Annotated in this window: 9 protein-coding genes; 4 read left to right on the forward strand and 5 right to left on the reverse strand. The window is 38.6% G+C overall.

Going from position 1 to position 18148, the window contains the following annotated elements:
• The first annotated feature begins 100 nt into the window (after positions 1-100).
• Together D0817_RS13845 and D0817_RS13850 are read left to right on the forward strand one after the other, a co-directional pair.
• The gene (locus D0817_RS13845) at positions 101-3970 is read left to right on the forward strand and encodes a DUF8693 domain-containing protein (protein WP_127338974.1); all 3870 of its coding nucleotides are present in this window, start codon (positions 101-103) and stop codon (positions 3968-3970) included.
• Positions 3971-4501: 531 nt separating this feature from the next.
• Entirely contained in the window at positions 4502-8926 is a 4425-nt protein-coding gene (locus D0817_RS13850; protein ID WP_127338975.1) for a beta strand repeat-containing protein, read from the forward strand.
• A gap of 65 nt (positions 8927-8991) precedes the next feature.
• On the opposite strand, the gene D0817_RS13855 is transcribed toward D0817_RS13850, so the two are convergent.
• From D0817_RS13855 to D0817_RS13870, 4 genes are all read right to left on the reverse strand, one after another.
• On the reverse strand, positions 8992-9858 hold the full coding sequence (locus D0817_RS13855) for a cupin-like domain-containing protein (RefSeq protein ID WP_127338976.1): 867 nt from the start codon (positions 9856-9858) through the stop codon (positions 8992-8994).
• Positions 9859-9937: 79 nt separating this feature from the next.
• A complete protein-coding gene (gene bioB / locus D0817_RS13860; protein WP_127338977.1) occupies positions 9938-11026 on the reverse strand; it encodes a biotin synthase BioB in 1089 nt (362 codons plus the stop codon).
• A gap of 171 nt (positions 11027-11197) precedes the next feature.
• Positions 11198-11635: a hypothetical protein gene (locus D0817_RS13865; RefSeq protein WP_127338978.1), complete on the reverse strand. Its 438-nt coding sequence runs from the start codon at positions 11633-11635 to the stop codon at positions 11198-11200.
• A 118-nt stretch (positions 11636-11753) separates the two neighbouring features.
• Complete coding sequence (locus tag D0817_RS13870; protein ID WP_127338979.1) at positions 11754-12683, reverse strand: bifunctional riboflavin kinase/FAD synthetase; 930 nt, start codon at positions 12681-12683, stop codon at positions 11754-11756.
• 198 nt (positions 12684-12881) lie between these two features.
• Between D0817_RS13870 and D0817_RS13875 the strand changes: the two genes are divergently transcribed.
• Positions 12882-15644: a zinc-dependent metalloprotease gene (locus D0817_RS13875; RefSeq protein WP_127338980.1), complete on the forward strand. Its 2763-nt coding sequence runs from the start codon at positions 12882-12884 to the stop codon at positions 15642-15644.
• Positions 15645-15807: 163 nt separating this feature from the next.
• On the opposite strand, the gene D0817_RS13880 is transcribed toward D0817_RS13875, so the two are convergent.
• Positions 15808-16425, reverse strand: coding sequence for a ComF family protein (locus tag D0817_RS13880; protein WP_127339138.1), 618 nt, complete (start codon positions 16423-16425; stop codon positions 15808-15810).
• A 161-nt stretch (positions 16426-16586) separates the two neighbouring features.
• On the opposite strand from D0817_RS13880, the gene D0817_RS13885 reads away from it, so the two are divergent.
• A complete protein-coding gene (locus tag D0817_RS13885; RefSeq protein WP_127338981.1) occupies positions 16587-18125 on the forward strand; it encodes a glycine--tRNA ligase in 1539 nt (512 codons plus the stop codon).
• Positions 18126-18148 lie beyond the last annotated feature (23 nt).

Here is an 18148-nt window from a genome sequence, read left to right on the forward strand (position 1 = left end):
TCTTTTTCCAAATTTAATTAAAGAAAATATCCCCTGAAGTGGGTATTGTGACATAGGCAGAAGATTAATAAATTGCAGTAAAAATCTTATAATTTATTCAATGTATTCTTTTTTGATCAGAAAAATATTTTTTTCATTACTGGCAATTAGCTTTTTCAATACCGGACTATATGCACAGCAAGGAAAAACAGACCCAACCTTCAATACAACAGACAACGGGACAATCGGTGACGGATTTGATAATACCGTACGAACCTTATCTTTACAATCTGATGAAAAACTCATTGTTGGCGGGGATTATCTCAACTTAAACGGAATATCATCACCGTATCTCACCCGTCTGAATGTGGACGGTTCAATTGATGAGAGCTTTACTACAGGAACGGGTTTTAACGGAAAAGTCTACAGCTGTTGTATACTGCCGGATAGAAAGATTGTTATTGGAGGAAGTTTTACCGCTTATAATGGCGGAAGTTCAGGAAGACTGATCCGTTTAAATACGGATGGCTCACAGGATACGTCGTTCAATACAACAATTGGGGCAACAAACGGAATTATTTATAAAGTCTGTCCGCAAACCGACGGAAAAATTATCCTTGTCGGAAGTTTCACAAAATACAATAATGTTACAGTCAACAGAATTGCCCGCATTTTACCGGATGGAGCTTTAGATACTTCATTTACTACAGGAACAGGTTCGTCTTTAACCATCACTAATGTTGAAATTTTAGAAGATGATAAAATTCTGCTGACTGGAAATTTTACTGCTTTTAACGGAATTGCAGCCAATAGAATTGTTCGCTTGTATCCTGATGGAAGTGTGGATCAGAGTTTTAATATTGGAACGGCTTTTAATGATGATGTAAACGCAATAGCAGTACAGTCAGATGGTAAAATTATCTTAGGTGGAAAATTTACGGCTTATAACGAAATTACTGCCAACAGAATTATTCGGCTACATCCGGACGGAACTCCTGATACTGCTTTTCTTTCAGGTTCAGGTTTGAGTAAAGACGCTGTTCAGGTCATCAGAATTGATGCTTCCGGGACTATTACCGTTGGAGGATCATTCAATGGTTTTTATAATAATACTGAGGTCAGCCGCCTGTTCTTTTTAAATCAGGATGGAACTCTGAAGACTGATTTTTATACCGGTTCAGGTCCTGAGTCGGCATCAGTCCTGGCGCTGGAAAACAGTACGGACGGCTCCTGGTATATCGGAGGATCATTCTCCGTTTTTGATGGTCAGAATCAGGGGCGAATAGCCAGAATTAATGCAGATGGAGAGTATGACACAGGTTATTTGTCTGCCGGAATCGGTTTTAATAATTCTGTTTTAAAAGTTTTAGCATTAGAAAATAAACAGACAATGGTGTTTGGGAATTTCAATAAATTCAATGGAACAGATTCTTCAAAAATTGCAAGGCTTCTGGAAAATGGTACCCTGGACGATACTTTTAATTTCGGTCAGCAAGGGGCAAATAATGTTATAAAAACAGCGGTTCTGCAAGTTGATGGTAAAATCGTTTTTGCGGGAAATTTTACCAAATACAACGGACTGATTTCTAATAGAATCGCACGTATTTTAGCTGACGGAACTATTGATGCGAACTTCAATATCGGTTCGGGCTTCAATAATCAGGTATATGCAATGGCAATTCAGCCGGATCAAAAGATTATCGTAGGCGGTAATTTCAGTTCATATAATAATGCACCCGCTAACAGAATAATCAGGTTACTGCCAGATGGTGTGCCAGATGCCGGCTTTAAGGTTGGCCTCGGTGCTGATGCAATTATTGACGTGATCTTAATTCAACCCGATGGTAAACTATTGGTTGCAGGACGATTTACATCTTTTGATAATCAGATCATACCGGGTTTAGTACGGCTGAATAGCGATGGAAGTATAGATGCGGGTTTCAATACAGGAATGGGTTTTGATAAAAATGTATATGCACTGGCTTTACAGTCAGACCAGAAAATAATTGTTGGAGGGTCTTTCCTGCTGTACAACGGTATTCCTCAAAAACGGATTCTCAGATTACATCCAAACGGGGATTTAGACACTACATTTGATTCAGGCACCGGCTTTAGTAAAGGAGATGTTTTAACTGTTCTTGTACAGCCCGATGATCGCATTTTGGCAGGCGGAACTTTCTCGGGCACATATAAAACGAAACCTTCTTTAAGAATTATCAGGTTATTAAAGACAGGTGAAAGGGATAGTGGTTTTCAGGCAGCTTTAAACAATAAATTGCATACCATGACCTTTACAGCTGATCGTAAACTGATGATTGGAGGAGATTTTAATTCTGTTTCCGGAGTATCCAAACATAGAATTGCACGCCTGAAGATCTGCCTTGAAAAAACAGTCTGGGATGGTGTTTCATGGTCAAATGGCTTTCCATCACGAGGAAAAGAAGTTGTTTTCACAGAAGATTATGCAAACCTGACAACAACCAATAGTTGCAGTTGCACCATTAACGAAGGAAAAACGGTTAATCTTTTAAGTGGAAATACTTTAGAAATTCAATTTGACTATAGTGGTCTGGGAACTTTGATCTTACATGATACAGCCAGTTTGTATCAGGATGATGATGAGATTATCAACAGTGGAACCGTACATGTTATAAGAAAATCGTCTCCTGTTTTAAAATTTGATTATACCTATTGGTCTTCTCCTGTAGCAAATCAAAGATTGATTGATGTTTCCCCAAAGACCTTAGCAGATAAGTTTTTCTCCTTTAATTATCTACTGGGAGACTGGACTATTGAAAATCCGGCAGACCCCATGGTTTTGGGCAAAGGATATATTATTCGTGGTCCTCAGGATTTTTCAGTTGTAGCTGCATCTAAGTTTGAAGCCCTATTTAAAGGCATTCCCAATAATGGAAAAATTACTTTGAATATGGGAGATAAGGATACTTTTAATTTGATTGGAAATCCTTATCCGTCGGCTATTAATGCAGATTTATTTTTAGACGAAAATCGTGAAAACATTAAAGGAACCCTGTATTTCTGGACACATAATACGCCAATTAATAACTACGAGTATGCTTCAGATGACTATGCAATTTACAATTTACTGGGAGGCACAGGGACAAGAGCGGCCTTATCACCCGGAGTAAATGAAACCATACCGGATGGAACAATTGCGTCCGGACAGGCATTTTTTGCCATGAGTAAAAATGCGGGAATTGTGGAGTTTAATAACAGTATCCGAATTATGGGCAGGAACTCAACTTTTTTTAAGTCGGATATAAAGAATAAAAAAACCGAAAAACCAGCAATTGAAAAACATCGTATCTGGCTCGACCTTGAGAATTCGAAAGGTGTTTTTAAACAAATCCTGATTGGTTATATTCAGGGAGCATCTGATTTGACACCCGATAATTATAATGCCGAATCTCTTAAAGGAAATGAATATGTAGATTTTTATAGTATTCTTGAAAATAAAAATCTTGCAATTCACGGCTCAGTTATGCCCTTTAAAGTATCAGATTCTGCTGCAATCGGATATGATACAGCCGTTGAAGGAAACTTTACTATCCGAATAGATCATGTTGATGGACTATTTGAAAACCGGAATGTTTACATCGAAGATAAAATTTTAAAGGTAATCCATAATTTAAAGGATAGTCCATACTCATTCAGTACTTCCAGGGGTACTTTTAAGGAGCGCTTTTTAATACATTATAACGACAAGAGTTTAAAAAGTAAAAATTTCGAAAAATCTGAAGATCCCGTTTTTATATCCGTAAAAAATGGATCTGTACTAATAAAATCAACAAAAGAAAAAATGAAGGAGATTGAAATTTTTGATATCTCGGGTAAGCTTGTTTACACGAAAAAGGCCATTAATGAATCAGAGTTTCATTTGTCCAATTTACAATTAAGCCACCAGATTTTTCTTTTGAAAATTACTTTCGAAAATAATAACAGGATTGTCCGAAAATTTTTACTGCAATAATTAAGGGTTATTATTTTATTGGGCCACAACGTTGATTTTAAATAAAGAAAAGTGTTTTTAACTTCATTCAGAATGTTAAAACAGCACTCTTTTTCCTGATGAAATTACAAATTATGCCGTTTTAGGTATGCAGTCTGGCAGGCATGTCAAAAAACGCTTTTCGCTTCTAATCCTATATTTTACAGGCTAATTAGCTTGTTTTTAGTAGTGTATAAAATGCATAAGTGTTAAATTCTTACATTTTATATTGAAATATTTAATTTTCATGTAAATAAAATCGTACCTTGTTGTAATGCTTGTACAACTAACGTACTTATAAGCCAGATAGTACATTTTATTCTGTTTTTATTCGCCAAAATATAGATTACAATTTTTAAATACCACTAAATAAAAAAGCAGCATTTTTATTATTCTTATTTTATAAATGCATTTTTTAATCCTTTATTTTTTATGGTATTTAGAATTTAATGTTACCAGACCTCCCCCATTGTTTGGTGTTAATTTTTTCTTTTTAACTTAAAAATTAGTGTGATGAAAAAAAAATTACCAGCTTTCGTGTCTCTGTTTTCCATGTGTTATTTTTCTCAAAGGAATCTGCATTATCCTGAAATTTCATTTTTTAAGGCAAAACTTTCCGCTTTGTTTTTATTTGTTTTTGCATCTTCCCTGGCGCAGAACATATCAAATACGTATATAACTAATACGTCAGTATTTGTTCCTCCGGGATTAAGTACGATGACTGTTCATGCCTGGGGGGCCGGAGGAGCCGGGGGAGGTTCTGGTGTTCCCGGAGGAGGTTTCGGAAGAGGTGGCGCAGGTGGTGGGGGTGGAGCATATGCGACCGCTACAATTTCAGTTTCAACCCTAAACAATACCAATATAAATGCAGTTGTAGGAGCAACAACGACAGGTACAACCGGTAATGGCGCTAATGGCGCCAGCTCAACAATTACAGGTTTTGAATCTGTAATTTTAGCAGTTGGAGGATCAGGTGGTACCGCAAATACGGCAGGTGGTACACCGACCGGCGGTACGGGAGGTCAGGCTTCTGCCTCAATTGGTAACCCCGCTACAAAGGCTTCAGGCGGAAACGGTGATCCTGGGGGAACTTCGCTACTAAGTCTTTTATTTTCTTCCGGTAAAGGAGGAGCCGGTGCGGCACCGGGAGGAGGAGCCGGCGGAGCTGGTATTGCTAGTGTAGTTTTAGGAGTAAATAGTGTTGGTAATCCAGGTGCAGGCCCCGGCGGCGGCGACGGCGGCGCAATGACGGCAGGTACAGGAGGACCATTGGCCGGAGGTGCAGGTGCCCACGGACAAATCAGAATTGACTATACTTGCCCAACATACAGTATTACCGGAATCTCAGCTGCGAATGCCTGTACTTCAGCAGGAACTTCTGTGGTCACACTAACAGGAAGTGCTGCTTCTTTACCAGTAGGTACCTATACCGTAACTTATAATCGCAGTAATCCATCAGGTACTGCACTCACGGCAACTTTGACAGTTGCTGTGGCAGGAACAGGGACTTTTACTGCAGTTGGTTTAACTGTTGCAGGTACACCTGCTATTACGGTGACAAATCTGGCAGCAGGACCATGTACATCAACAATAGGATCAAACAATATCGGAAATGTAACTGTTTTTGGACCAACGGCTGGAGGAGCTGTAACGGGTACTTCACCAATTTGCTCCGGGGCAACGAGTGGTCTTTTAACCTTAAGTGGTCATACCGGAACAATCTTAAATTGGGAGTCATCAGTTAGTCCATTTTCCTCATGGACCAATATTAATCATACTACTGCAACGTATACTTCGGGTCCTCTAACAGCTACTACTCAGTTCAGGGCTATCGTTCAAAATGGCCCATGTGCTTCCGTAGCTTCGACTCCTGTAACGATAACGGTAAATCCGCTCCCGCAGGGAAGTTTGACGGCCAATGGTCCATTTTGTGCAATAGGTGCAGGACAACTGACTTTTACCGCAACCGCCGGAACAGGTCCTTATACAATTGTGTACAAAGAAAATGGCGGAGCTGATCGTACGGCAACCAATGTTTCGAGCGGAACCACTTTTGCACCATTCACCACTCCGGTTATTGCTTCAACAACCTATACTTTGGTTTCTGTTACCGGAGCAAATACTTGTGTAAGAAATAGTGCATTTACCTTAGGTACTGCAACTATAACCGTAAACCCGCTGCCGCAGGGAAGTTTGACAGCCAACGGACCATTTTGCGAAACAGGAGCAGGGCAACTGACCTTTACGGCAACAGCCGGCACAGGACCTTATACCATAGTCTACAAAGAAAATGGCGGAGCTGATCGTACAGCAACCAATGTTACGAGCGGAACCCCTTTTGCACCATTCACCACTCCGGTTATTGCTTCAACTACTTATACTTTGGTTTCGGTTACCGGAGCAAATACTTGTGTAAGAAGTAGTGCATTTACCGTTGGTTCTGCAATGATAACCGTAAACCCCCTGCCACAGGGAAGTTTGACGGCCAATGGCCCTTTATGTGAAACAGGAGCAGGACAACTGACCTTTACGGCAACAGCCGGTACGGGACCTTATACCATAGTTTACAAAGAAAATGGCGGAGCAAACCAAACGGCAACAAATGTTACAAGCGGAGTTCCTTTTGCAACATTCACCACTCCGGTTATTGCCTCCACTACTTATACTTTGGTTTCGGTTACCGGAGCAAATACTTGTGTAAGAAGTAGTGCATTCACAGGAAGTTCTGCAACGATAACCGTAAATTCGCTCCCGCAGGGAAGTCTGACGGCTAATGGTCCATTTTGTGGAACAGGAGCGGGGCAGCTGACTTTTACGGCAACAGCCGGCACAGGGCCTTATACCATCGTCTACAAAGAAAATGGCGGAGCGAACCAAACGGCAACAAATATTACCAGTGGTGCTGCTTTTGCAACGTTTACGACTCCAGTCATTTCTTCAACAACCTATACTTTGGTTTCTGTTACAGGATCGAATAGTTGTGCCAGAAGTTCTGCTTTTACGGGTGGTTCTGCAACAATTACAATTAATCCGATACCAGGTACTCCAATAAACAGCGGACTTACACAACCAACCTGTGCAATTCAGACCGGTACTTTAGTTTTATCAGGATTGCCTAATATAAGCAGTTATACAATTGTACAAAGCGGATCTTCTGCAAACAATTATACAGGAGGTAGTGGTCCTGATCCAACAACTTATGTCGTTACAGGGCTTGCAGCAGGAACCTATAGTTTTACGGTTCAATATGCGGGCAGCTGTCTTTCGCCATCTTTGTCTAATATCACGGTAAATCCTCTTATAACCAATACGTACACTACTATTGGAGGCTGGTCAAACGGAACACCGACAATAAATCAGAATGTTGTTTTTGCTGATAATTATAGTGTAACCGGAGATTTAAACAGCTACACCTGTAAAGTAAATCCCGGAGTAAAAATAACGGTGACCGCATTAAATACTTTAACAGTAAATAGTGCATTAATTGTTGATCCGGCATTAGGAACGGAATTGATATTTGAAAATAATTCGAGTTTGATTCAAATGAATAATAATCCAGTTATAAATTCCGGCAATATCACCTACAAGCGTACCGCCAAACAAATCCTTTTGGGAGATTATGTATACTGGTCCACACCGGTAAGTCCGCAAAAGTTAATTGATTTGTCTCCATTAACGTTATCGGATAAATACTTTGGTTTCAATGGCGACAACTGGGTTATAACCAATCCGAACGATTTTATGATGGTAGGGAAAGGATACATTATTCGCGGACCACAAACCTATTCAAATTCAGTAAGACAAGATTATCCGGGCTCTTTTACAGGTGTTCCTAACAATGGGACACTGTCCGGTGAGACTATGGCTGCCGGCAAATTCTATTTAATCGGTAATCCATACCCTTCCGGTTTGGATGCTGATCTGTTTTTGGATGAAAACTTATTTTTAGACGGAACTATCTATTTTTGGAATCATAACACTCCTGTGGGAACAGCGGCCCAATATCAATATAGCGACGATGATTATGCCAGTTATAATACCAGTGGAGGTGTCGGGACATCTGCAAAAAGTTCTCCGGGGCATACAGACAATCCGGCAACAGATGCCGGAGTAAAACCGACAGGCAATATTGCTGCGGGACAATCTTTTTTTGCACAGGCTACTACTTCCGGAATGGCTACTTTTAATAATACTATGAGAATAGGAGGTGCAAGTAACAATCAGTTCTTTAAAACAGCAAACACATCTAAAAATGCAGATTTAGAGAGACATCGCTTGTGGCTTAATATGACAAACGAAGGAGGAGCTTTTAAACAATTGTTAGTAGGTTATATCGAAGAAGCCACAAATGGTAACGACAACAGATTCGACGGAATTACGCTGGATGCTAATCCGTATCTCGATTTTTATAGTATCAACGGCACTTACAAATATGTGATCCAGGGCCGTGCATTACCTTTTTCAGATACCGATACGGTCCCATTAGGATATCGTTCTGCTATTGTTAGTGATTTTACTATTGCCATAGATGATTCAGACGGTGATTTAGTAAATCAGCCTGTTTACGTAGAAGACAAAGTAACGGGAATCGTGCATAACTTACGAGATAGCAATTATACGTTTTCAAGTGCAATAGGAACTTTTGATGATCGTTTCATCTTACGCTACACCGGTACATCATTAGGAATCGATGAGTTTGAAAATTCGGGAAAAGAAGTTGTAATAAGTACAAAAGATAAAGTTATCACCATTAACGCTTCTGAAAAAATGATTAATGAAATTCTTATTTATGATATAACAGGAAATCTTATTTACAGAAAGACAAATCTTAATGATCCGGCCTTTCAAATTGTAAATTTGAGATCTCAAAATCAGGTTCTTCTGGTGAAGGTTACGTTAACAGACAATACTGTAAACACTCAGAAAGTTATATTTTAAATTTTAAAGAAAGTTATTAAAAAAGCAGTTTTACCCAAAAGTAAAACTGCTTTTTTAATAGTGGCTTAGAAAGTCCGCTGTAAATTTTGATGCGTATTCCGGATTGCCTTTTCATTTTTGTAATCAATCCATTTCTGACCTTTGAATTTTCGCATCATAATATCAAAATGGCGCATAATAAAAACATTATAAAAGGCCTTTGATAAATTGGTGATGTTTTTTGGGAAAGAACGCAGGCTCATAGAAAACCCGGGAGTCAGGTATTTCATGTAATGCCAGTAACCTTCGGGCATATACAACATTTCACCATGTTTCAGATTAGTAATATAGCCTTCCGCGTTTTTAAGTGCAGGCCATTTTTCGTAATCAGGATTATCAAAATCGATGTCTTCCCTTGAAATTAGGGCATGTGGCACTTTATACATATATTTTGATTGTTCCGGCGCAAAAAGCATACATTGTTTTTCTCCGTGAAAATGAAAATGTAAAATGTTGGAATAATCAATATCATAATGCATAAAGACTTTGGAATCCTGTCCTCCAAAGAACAACATTGGCATCTGCCGTACTAATTTCAGGCCTATATCCGGCCATAAAAAGTCATTGTTCAAAGAGGGCACCTGCTTCATTAAATTATAAAGAAAAATGCGGTAGTTGGTAGGTCTTTGTTCTAAAAGATCAATGTAATCGTTCATTTTCATTTTAGTATGGGCTTCATTAAAGCCATCTTCATGATTAACGGGTCTGTTGTCATATAAAGGAACGATTGTAGTACCGGCGATTTCTTTTATATAGGATAATTTCCATTTATGATAAGCCGGCCAGTCTTCGGTCAGCTCTTCAATAACAACGGGAATCTGGTTTTTTACATATTGGGAAATAAAATCATTTTTTGAGATTTTTTTTACCCTTTCGATTTGTTTTAACTTCATCTCTTCAAAAAAAAATTGCTTATAACTCTGTGTTATAAGCAATTTAAAAATATTTCGAGAGAGTTATTAACTCATTTAATTAAATTTTTGATTTAATCGAAGCTTCAAGATTTCTTTCAATGATGTGTCCGGGACGCGACCATCTCGGTTTTTCTCCTAACGGAGCGAATTGAGAATCTTCTGCTTCAACCGTTTTTGGCTGTGAAACCTTAGTAAATGGTTTCTGCGGATTCAATCCTAATAACTCAAACATTTTCATGTCTTCGTGTACATCCGGGTTCGGAGTAGTAAGTAATTTGTCTCCGGCGAAAATAGAATTGGCTCCTGCAAAAAAGCACATAGCCTGTCCTTCACGGCTCATATTGGTTCTTCCGGCAGATAAACGAACCTGTGTTTCCGGCATCACAATTCTTGTGGTAGCCACCATACGGATCATTTCCCAGATTTCAACCGGTTTTTCGTCTTCCATAGGAGTTCCTTCAACAGCCACCAATGCATTAATAGGCACCGATTCCGGTTGTGGGTTTAATGTCGAAAGCGCCACAAGCATTCCTGCTCTGTCTTCGATGCTTTCTCCCATTCCGATAATTCCTCCGCTGCAAACCGTAACATTGGTTTTACGTACGTTTTCGATTGTTTCTAAACGGTCTTCAAAAGCACGTGTCGAAATTACATCTTTATAATAATCTTCAGAAGTATCTAAATTGTGATTGTAGGCATATAAACCTGCTTCTGCAAGACGCTGTGCCTGGTTTTCAGTAATCATTCCCAGCGTACAGCAAACTTCCATATCAAGTTTATTAATGGTACGGACCATCTCTAAAACCTGATCAAATTCTTCTCCGTCTTTTACATTTCTCCAGGCAGCTCCCATGCAGACACGTGAGGATCCGCTGGATTTTGCACGCAAAGCCTGGGCTTTTACCTGACTTACGCTCATTAAATCGTTTCCTTCAACACCTGTGTTGTATCGGGCAGCTTGCGGGCAATAACCGCAATCTTCGGGACAGCCTCCTGTTTTGATTGATAACAGCGTAGAAACCTGTACTACGTTCGGATCGTGTTTTTCTCTGTGAATCGTTGCTGCTTCATAAAGCAGGTCCATCATAGGTTTATTATATATGGCGATTATTTCGTCTTTTGTCCAGTTGTGTTTTGTAATGCTCATTGATACATTTTTTTGATGCTTCAAAAGTAGTTAAATTGTTCTAATCCACCAATGATGTATTCTGTAAATGAATATTTAGCAGGTTTTTTCAAAAAAGAAACACTCTAAAACCATAGAATTATATTTTTTTATGATTTTAGAGTGCTAAATTGTTTGTTTTATTTTGAAAAACTAATCCGCTACATATTTATTATTCCAGTACAACATCATCATTAAAGTTACAATTACCGATGAAGCAACTCCTTCAAACAATAAGCAAATACAGTAGGCAGGTACAGAAGGATTTCCTCCAAACATAAAAGTTTCGGAAAGGCTTTCTACGTATGCGTCACCACCTCTTGCATAACTGTAAACAAGCAGTCCGAAAACACTTAATGCCACACCTACTACAGAAGTTGCCATTGCAGAAACGGCATTGGACACAAAATTGGTCTCGCCTTCCTGAAGGTTCATTCGCATGGTTTTATTCACGCCGTAAAATATAAAAAATACATTCAGGGTACGCAGGTAAAACAAATCGGCAAGTCCTAACAGATTCATCAATAAAAAATAAATGCCAATTCCAAGGAATATTAAAAAACCGTTGGTGATTTCTTTAGGTAGTTTCATAATGGTTATTTTTAAAGAAGTTAATAGTAAGCAATTGACAAACAGTGTTGTATGTCAAATTTACTAAAAAATTAACTATTATGATTTAAAAGCAGCAAAAAGTAGTACAGGGAGTTTTCTAAAGCTGGCCAATAAAAGCCAATGCTGTTTTTTTGTCGTGGTTTAGTTGCTCTTTTAACAATTCTACAGACGCGAATTTTTGTTCTTCACGAAGATAGTCCAATAAAGAAACTTCGATTTTCTGCCCGTAAATATCAGCATCAAAATCAAAAAGATGTACTTCTATAGTTTGTTTTTCTCCGTTGACCGTTGGATTAAAACCGATATTCATCATTCCGAAAACTTCTTTTTCATTGATAAAAGTACGAACGACATAAACCCCGTTTTTCGGAATTTTTTTATAGTCTTCATCAATCTGAATGTTGGCTGTTGGAAAACCTATAGTTCTGCCGAGTTGTTTTCCTTTTACAACTTCACCACTTAGAAAATAAGAATAGCCTAAGTAATCAGTAGCAAGAGGAATGTTTCCCTCGTCTAGAGCTTTTCTGATTTTAGTAGAACTTACAGAAACATCCTGAATTTCCTGAGCTGAGATTTGCTCCACTTCAAAACCATATTCTTTTCCAAAAGCAATTAAATCATTAATGTCAGCCGTTCTGTTTCTGCCAAAACGATGATCGTGACCAATAATTATTTTCTGAATATGAAACTGATCTACCAAAATAGAATGCACAAACTCTTCGGCCGTTAATCTTGAAAAGCTTTCGTCAAACGGATGAATTACAAGGTTTTCAATTCCCGTTTCTTCCAGAAGTTTTGTTTTTTCGGAAATCGTATTTAAAAGTTTTATTTCCGATTTTTCCTGAAGGACCATTCTGGGGTGCGGAAAAAAAGTCAGGACTAAGCTTTCGTATTTACCGTTTTCAGTGTTTTGCGTAATTCGTTCCAGAATTTTTTTATGGCCAATATGCACACCATCAAAGGTGCCAAGAGTTAAAATAGTTTTCTTGGTTGACCGAAAATCGTTTATAGAATGAAAAAGCTTCAAAGCAAATTATTTAAGATGGTGCAAATTTATACTATCTATTTTAAAATTGATGCTCAGCTGAATTGATTTTTTAATGAAATTTGGTTTCTTTTTGTTAAAAACACGCCACTCGTCGATGAAAAGCAATTAATTGTCTGACATATGTAAGAATTTAATTTAATTCGTTTATTTTTGGTGGTTTAAAATACCACTGAATTTATGAAAAAACTATTACTTTTTATAGCAATTATTTTCTCTTGTGCCAATATGAATGCTCAAAACGATGCTTTGTGGCAAAAAGTGAACGCAACGTCTGTTTTCAATAAAAAAGTGACGGCTGAGGATTCAGAAAAGGTGTATTTTAAATTAAACGCAGATGTACTGAAAGAAAAACTTTCGGCTGCAACAGCCAAACAATCAAAAAGTACTACCTCGCAAATTACTTTTCCAAATGAAGACGGAGTTTTAGAACGTTTTACCGTTTGGGAATCTTCTAATTTTGATCCTGAATTACAGGCAAAATACCCGGACATCAGAGCGTATGAAGGAGCAGGAATTGACGATAAATCGGCAAAAATTCATTTTAGCCTTTCGCCGGCTGGATTACAGTCCATGGTACTGCGCACAGATAAAAGTCCCGAATTTATAGAAAGCAATCCTGACGATAAAGCCCAGTATGTTGTTTTTGCTTCTAAAAGCACTCTTGGGAAAGCCAGATTAAATTGTTCTACAAAAGAACTTTCAGGCAATCAGAAAACAGCAAAAAATACGCTGGCTTCAAAAGAAACCGCCAACAATAAAGTTTTTAAAACTTTGAGACTGGCCCTGTCCTGTACAGGAGAATATACATCTTATTTTGGAGGAACTAAAGCAGGGGCACTGGCTGCAATGAATGCCACACTAACAAGAGTTAATGGAATTTTTAACAGAGATCTTGCAATTAAATTAGAGTTGATTGCGAACAATGATGCCTTAATTTATACCAATGCGGTTACTGACCCGTATTCCAATGCTTCCGAAGGAACAGACGGTGCGTGGAATGATGAAGTTCAGACTACTTTGACCAATGTTATCGGAAATAGTGCTTATGATATCGGACATTTATTCGGCGCTTCAGGCGGAGGAGGAAATGCAGGATGTGTAGGTTGTATTTGTGTCAATCCGACAAGCTCTGAGCCGGCAGGAAAAGGAAGTGGTTACACGTCACCCTCTAATGGGAAACCTGAAGGAGATACTTTTGATATTGATTTCGTGATTCACGAATTTGGACATCAATTAGGAGCCAATCATACTTTTTCGTTTGATTCCGGTGAGCGAACAAATGTAAATGTGGAGCCCGGCAGCGGTTCTACAATTATGGGATACGCCGGAATTTCGGAGGGTTATGATGTGCAAACAAACTCTGATGATTATTTTGCGTATGTAAGTATTTTACAAATTCAAAACACACTTTCCAGTGTGAGCTGCCCTGTAAGTACGCCTTTGACCAATAATCCCCCAACCATCAGTGCCGGTGCGGATTACACCATTCCCAAAGGTACTGCCTTTGTTCTAAAAGGAACAGGTTCTGATGCAGAAGGAGATACAGTAACCTATTGCTGGGAAGAAAATGATAATGCCACAAGTACATCCGGTGAAACCAGCAAAGCATATGCAACAAAGCCTGACGGAGCCTTGTTCCGTTCTTTTCTGCCGGTTAGCTCACCTGTTCGATATATGCCGCAGTTAGATGCGGTGCTGCAAAATAAGTTATCCTCTACCTGGGAATCTGTTTCGAATATTGCCAGGACTTTGAATTTTACTTTAACAGGGCGTGACAATGCACGTCAGGGAACAGCGCAGACCAGAACAGATGCAATGGCTGTGGTGGTCAGTGCCAATGCAGGCCCCTTTGCTGTTACTTCTCAAAATACAGACAATATTGGCTGGGCAAACGGAAGCCAGCAGACTATTTCCTGGAGTGTTAATAATACCACTAGTCTGGCGGGTTCTACTAATGTAAATATTAAACTGTCTACAGATGGTGGTGTAACGTTTCCAACCACATTAGTAACCAATACACCCAATGACGGGTCGGAAATCATTACGGTTCCTGCCGACATTAAAGCGACGAGCTGTCGACTGCTGATCGAACCAACGGCTAATATTTATTACGCTGTAAACAGCAATGCGTTTGCAATCGGTTATACCGTGACATCAAATTCAAATACCTACACCTTCAGTACGCCAATTGTAATTCCGGATGGAAATTTGACTTATACGACAAGAATAATTACGGTAACTGCGCCTTTTTCGACAGCTAAAAACAGCATTACGGCAACTATGGGTGATACTCAGAAAACAGCAAAAAATACTGCAGCTCCGGATGGAACAGCTGTTAGTGATGTAGATCTGAATATTAATTTTACGCATACTTATTTGTCAGATGTTGAGATCAGTATCATGAGTCCGTCAGGAACTGTTGTTAAATTGTTTGACGGAAGTTGCGGTAGTGCCTCAAACACGCTTTCTTTAAAATATGATGATGCCGGAAGTGCCATCTCATGTGGAGTAACAGAATTGCAAACGGTTTTTCCGGCTGGTAAATTAAGTGCGTTTAATAATGAAAATCCTTATGGTGACTGGACGTTAATGGTTCGTGATATTGATGCCGGACAAAAGGGAACGATAAACTCGGCATCGATTACCATTCAGGCTCAAAGATTTACATTAGGAACCGATGAGGCAGCAACGGCTATTGATTTTGCTCTTTTTCCAAATCCAAATAAAGGAAGTTTTACGATTCAGTTTTCACCGGAATCTGCTTCAGGGGTTAAAGTGGTAGTCTCTGATATTCTGGGAAGAACCGTGTACACAAAAGCTTTTGAGCCTTCAGCTGATTTTAATGAAAATATTCAGCTTTCCAATGTTTCTTCAGGAATATATCTGGTAAGCGTTATGGACGGTAACCGAAAAACGGTGAAGAAAATAGTAATAAACTAATTACTAACTTCCTGGGTGTAATTCAAAATCATTGTCAGGCTGAGCGGAGTCGAAGCCCTTTTCATGTCAAAAAAGCCTTCGACTCCGCTCAGGATGCCCTTCGACTCCGCTCAGGATGATATGGATTTGTAAAAGCGAAAAAATATCTTACTCAAATTTATATTTAGTGCGCCATTGCCATACAGACAATACTGATCTTAGCTCCCGGAATTTTTAAAAGGGCGCGGGAACAGGCTTCCAGTGTGGCTCCCGTAGTCAGGACATCATCAACAATTAAAAAATGTTTATTGTGATTTTCTTCTGATGAAATGACATCAAATATGTTTTCTATATTTTCCGATCTTCCTAGCAGATTCTTTTTTGATTGTGTTTTTGAATATATTTTTCGATATAAAACAGCGTCATTATAAGGAATGTTTAAATTTTCCGCTAAAGCTTTTCCAAAAGTACTGACCTGGTTATAACCTCTTTCCCTGAATTTCCTTTTATGGAGCGGAACCGGAATTATCACATCAAAAGGGGATTCTAATTGCAGGTTTTTCAAATCTTCTGCGTACCAATGTCCCAAAAGAGTTCCGATTTCTTCCCGTCCTTTGTATTTTAGGTTATGAATGAGTTCCTGGACAATTCCTTTTTTATTAAAATATAAAAAGGCAGATGCATGCTCAATGTCAATTTTCCCGTAAAACTTTTTGACGGCTTCATTTTTAGGATCCAGATGATATTGGGTCAAAGGCATTTCGTGCCGACATGTACTGCACAATACACTTTCATAAGTCATTAAAACAGCATGGCATCCGGCACAAACTTTAGGAAAAAACAGGTCAAGAATATAATTAAACACAAATAGAAAGAATTTAGTTACAAAAATAACGAAATCAACGCTTCAATCTTTATTATTTTTCTTTTTTTTAAACGTACTTTTTATATTTTTGCATCACTATGGCAAAACAAGAAGATATATTTAAGAATGTGGTTTCGCACGCAAAAGAGTACGGATTTATTTTTCCGTCAAGCGAAGTATACGATGGATTGAGTGCAGTGTATGATTACGCACAAAATGGCGTCGAGTTAAAAAAGAATATCCGTGAATATTGGTGGAAATCAATGGTTCAGATGAATGAAAATATTGTCGGCCTTGATGCGGCAATATTAATGCATCCGACTACCTGGAAAGCTTCAGGCCACGTTGATGCCTTCAATGATCCGTTAATTGATAATAAAGATTCGAAAAAAAGATACAGAGCCGATGTTTTAGTAGAAGATCATGCTGAAAAGATCAATCAAAAAGCTCAAAAAGAAATCGAAAAAGCGAGAGCTCGTTTTGGAGATGCATTTAATGAAGAAGAATTTGTTGCCACAAATGCCCGCGTTGGAGAATATCTTTCAAAGTACAAAGAAATTTTATCAAGGCTTGCAAAAGGAATGACGGATGATCTTCAGGATGTAAAGGCTCTGATCGAAGAATTAGAAATTGCTGATCCTGAAACTGGTTCAAGAAACTGGACAGATGTGAAGCAATTCAATTTAATGTTCGGAACGAAATTAGGTGCTTCTGCAGATTCTGCAATGGATTTATATTTGCGTCCGGAAACAGCTCAGGGTATTTTTTTGAATTTCCTGAACGTTCAGAAATCAGGACGTATGAAGATTCCTTTTGGAATTGCTCAAACAGGTAAAGCCTTCAGAAACGAAATCGTTGCCAGACAATTTATTTTCCGTATGCGTGAATTCGAACAAATGGAAATGCAGTTTTTCGTGCGCCCGGGTGAAGAAATGAAATGGTATCACCACTGGAAAGAAACACGTTTAAACTGGCACTTATCTTTAGGATTAGGGAAAGAAAATTACCGTTTTCATGATCACGAAAAATTAGCGCATTACGCAAATGCAGCTGCCGATATTGAATTTAACTTCCCATTCGGATTTAAGGAATTAGAAGGAATTCACTCCCGTACCGATTTTGACTTAAAAGCACACGAACAATATTCGGGTAGAAAATTACAATATTTTGATCCGGAATTGAATGAAAACTATGTGCCATATGTAGTGGAAACTTCAGTTGGTTTAGACCGTATGTTCCTGGCTGTTTTCGCTACTTCATTACAAGAAGAAACCCTGGAAGACGGATCAACACGAACCGTTCTGAAATTACCTTCGGTTTTAGCGCCAACAAAAGCAGCTATTTTACCATTGGTTAAAAAGGACGGATTGCCGGATATCGCTAAAAAAATCATAGACGATTTAAAATGGGATTTCAATGTGGCTTACGATGAAAAAGATGCAGTAGGCCGTCGTTACAGAAGACAGGATGCTTTAGGGACTCCATTCTGTATTACAGTAGACCATCAGACCATCGAAGACGAAACCGTAACCATTCGTCATAGAGATACCATGAAACAGGATCGTGTAAAAATTGCGGAACTGAAAGATATTATCGAAAATGAAGTTTCGATGAAAAATTGGTTAATGAAAATGTAATTTCAAATAAAAATGCAAATAAT

It is taken from the genome of Flavobacterium cupreum (assembly GCF_003996965.1).
Taxonomy (GTDB): domain Bacteria; phylum Bacteroidota; class Bacteroidia; order Flavobacteriales; family Flavobacteriaceae; genus Flavobacterium; species Flavobacterium cupreum.

Coding starts and splice junctions, on each gene's coding strand:
- D0817_RS13845 (WP_127338974.1), top strand. CDS start 101: ATGTATTCTTTTTTGATCAGAAAAATATTTTTTTCATTACTGGCAATT.
- D0817_RS13850 (WP_127338975.1), top strand. CDS start 4,502: ATGAAAAAAAAATTACCAGCTTTCGTGTCTCTGTTTTCCATGTGTTAT.
- D0817_RS13855 (WP_127338976.1), bottom strand. CDS start 9,858: ATGAAGTTAAAACAAATCGAAAGGGTAAAAAAAATCTCAAAAAATGAT.
- bioB (WP_127338977.1), bottom strand. CDS start 11,026: ATGAGCATTACAAAACACAACTGGACAAAAGACGAAATAATCGCCATA.
- D0817_RS13865 (WP_127338978.1), bottom strand. CDS start 11,635: ATGAAACTACCTAAAGAAATCACCAACGGTTTTTTAATATTCCTTGGA.
- D0817_RS13875 (WP_127338980.1), top strand. CDS start 12,882: ATGAAAAAACTATTACTTTTTATAGCAATTATTTTCTCTTGTGCCAAT.
- D0817_RS13880 (WP_127339138.1), bottom strand. CDS start 16,425: ATGACTTATGAAAGTGTATTGTGCAGTACATGTCGGCACGAAATGCCT.
- D0817_RS13885 (WP_127338981.1), top strand. CDS start 16,587: ATGGCAAAACAAGAAGATATATTTAAGAATGTGGTTTCGCACGCAAAA.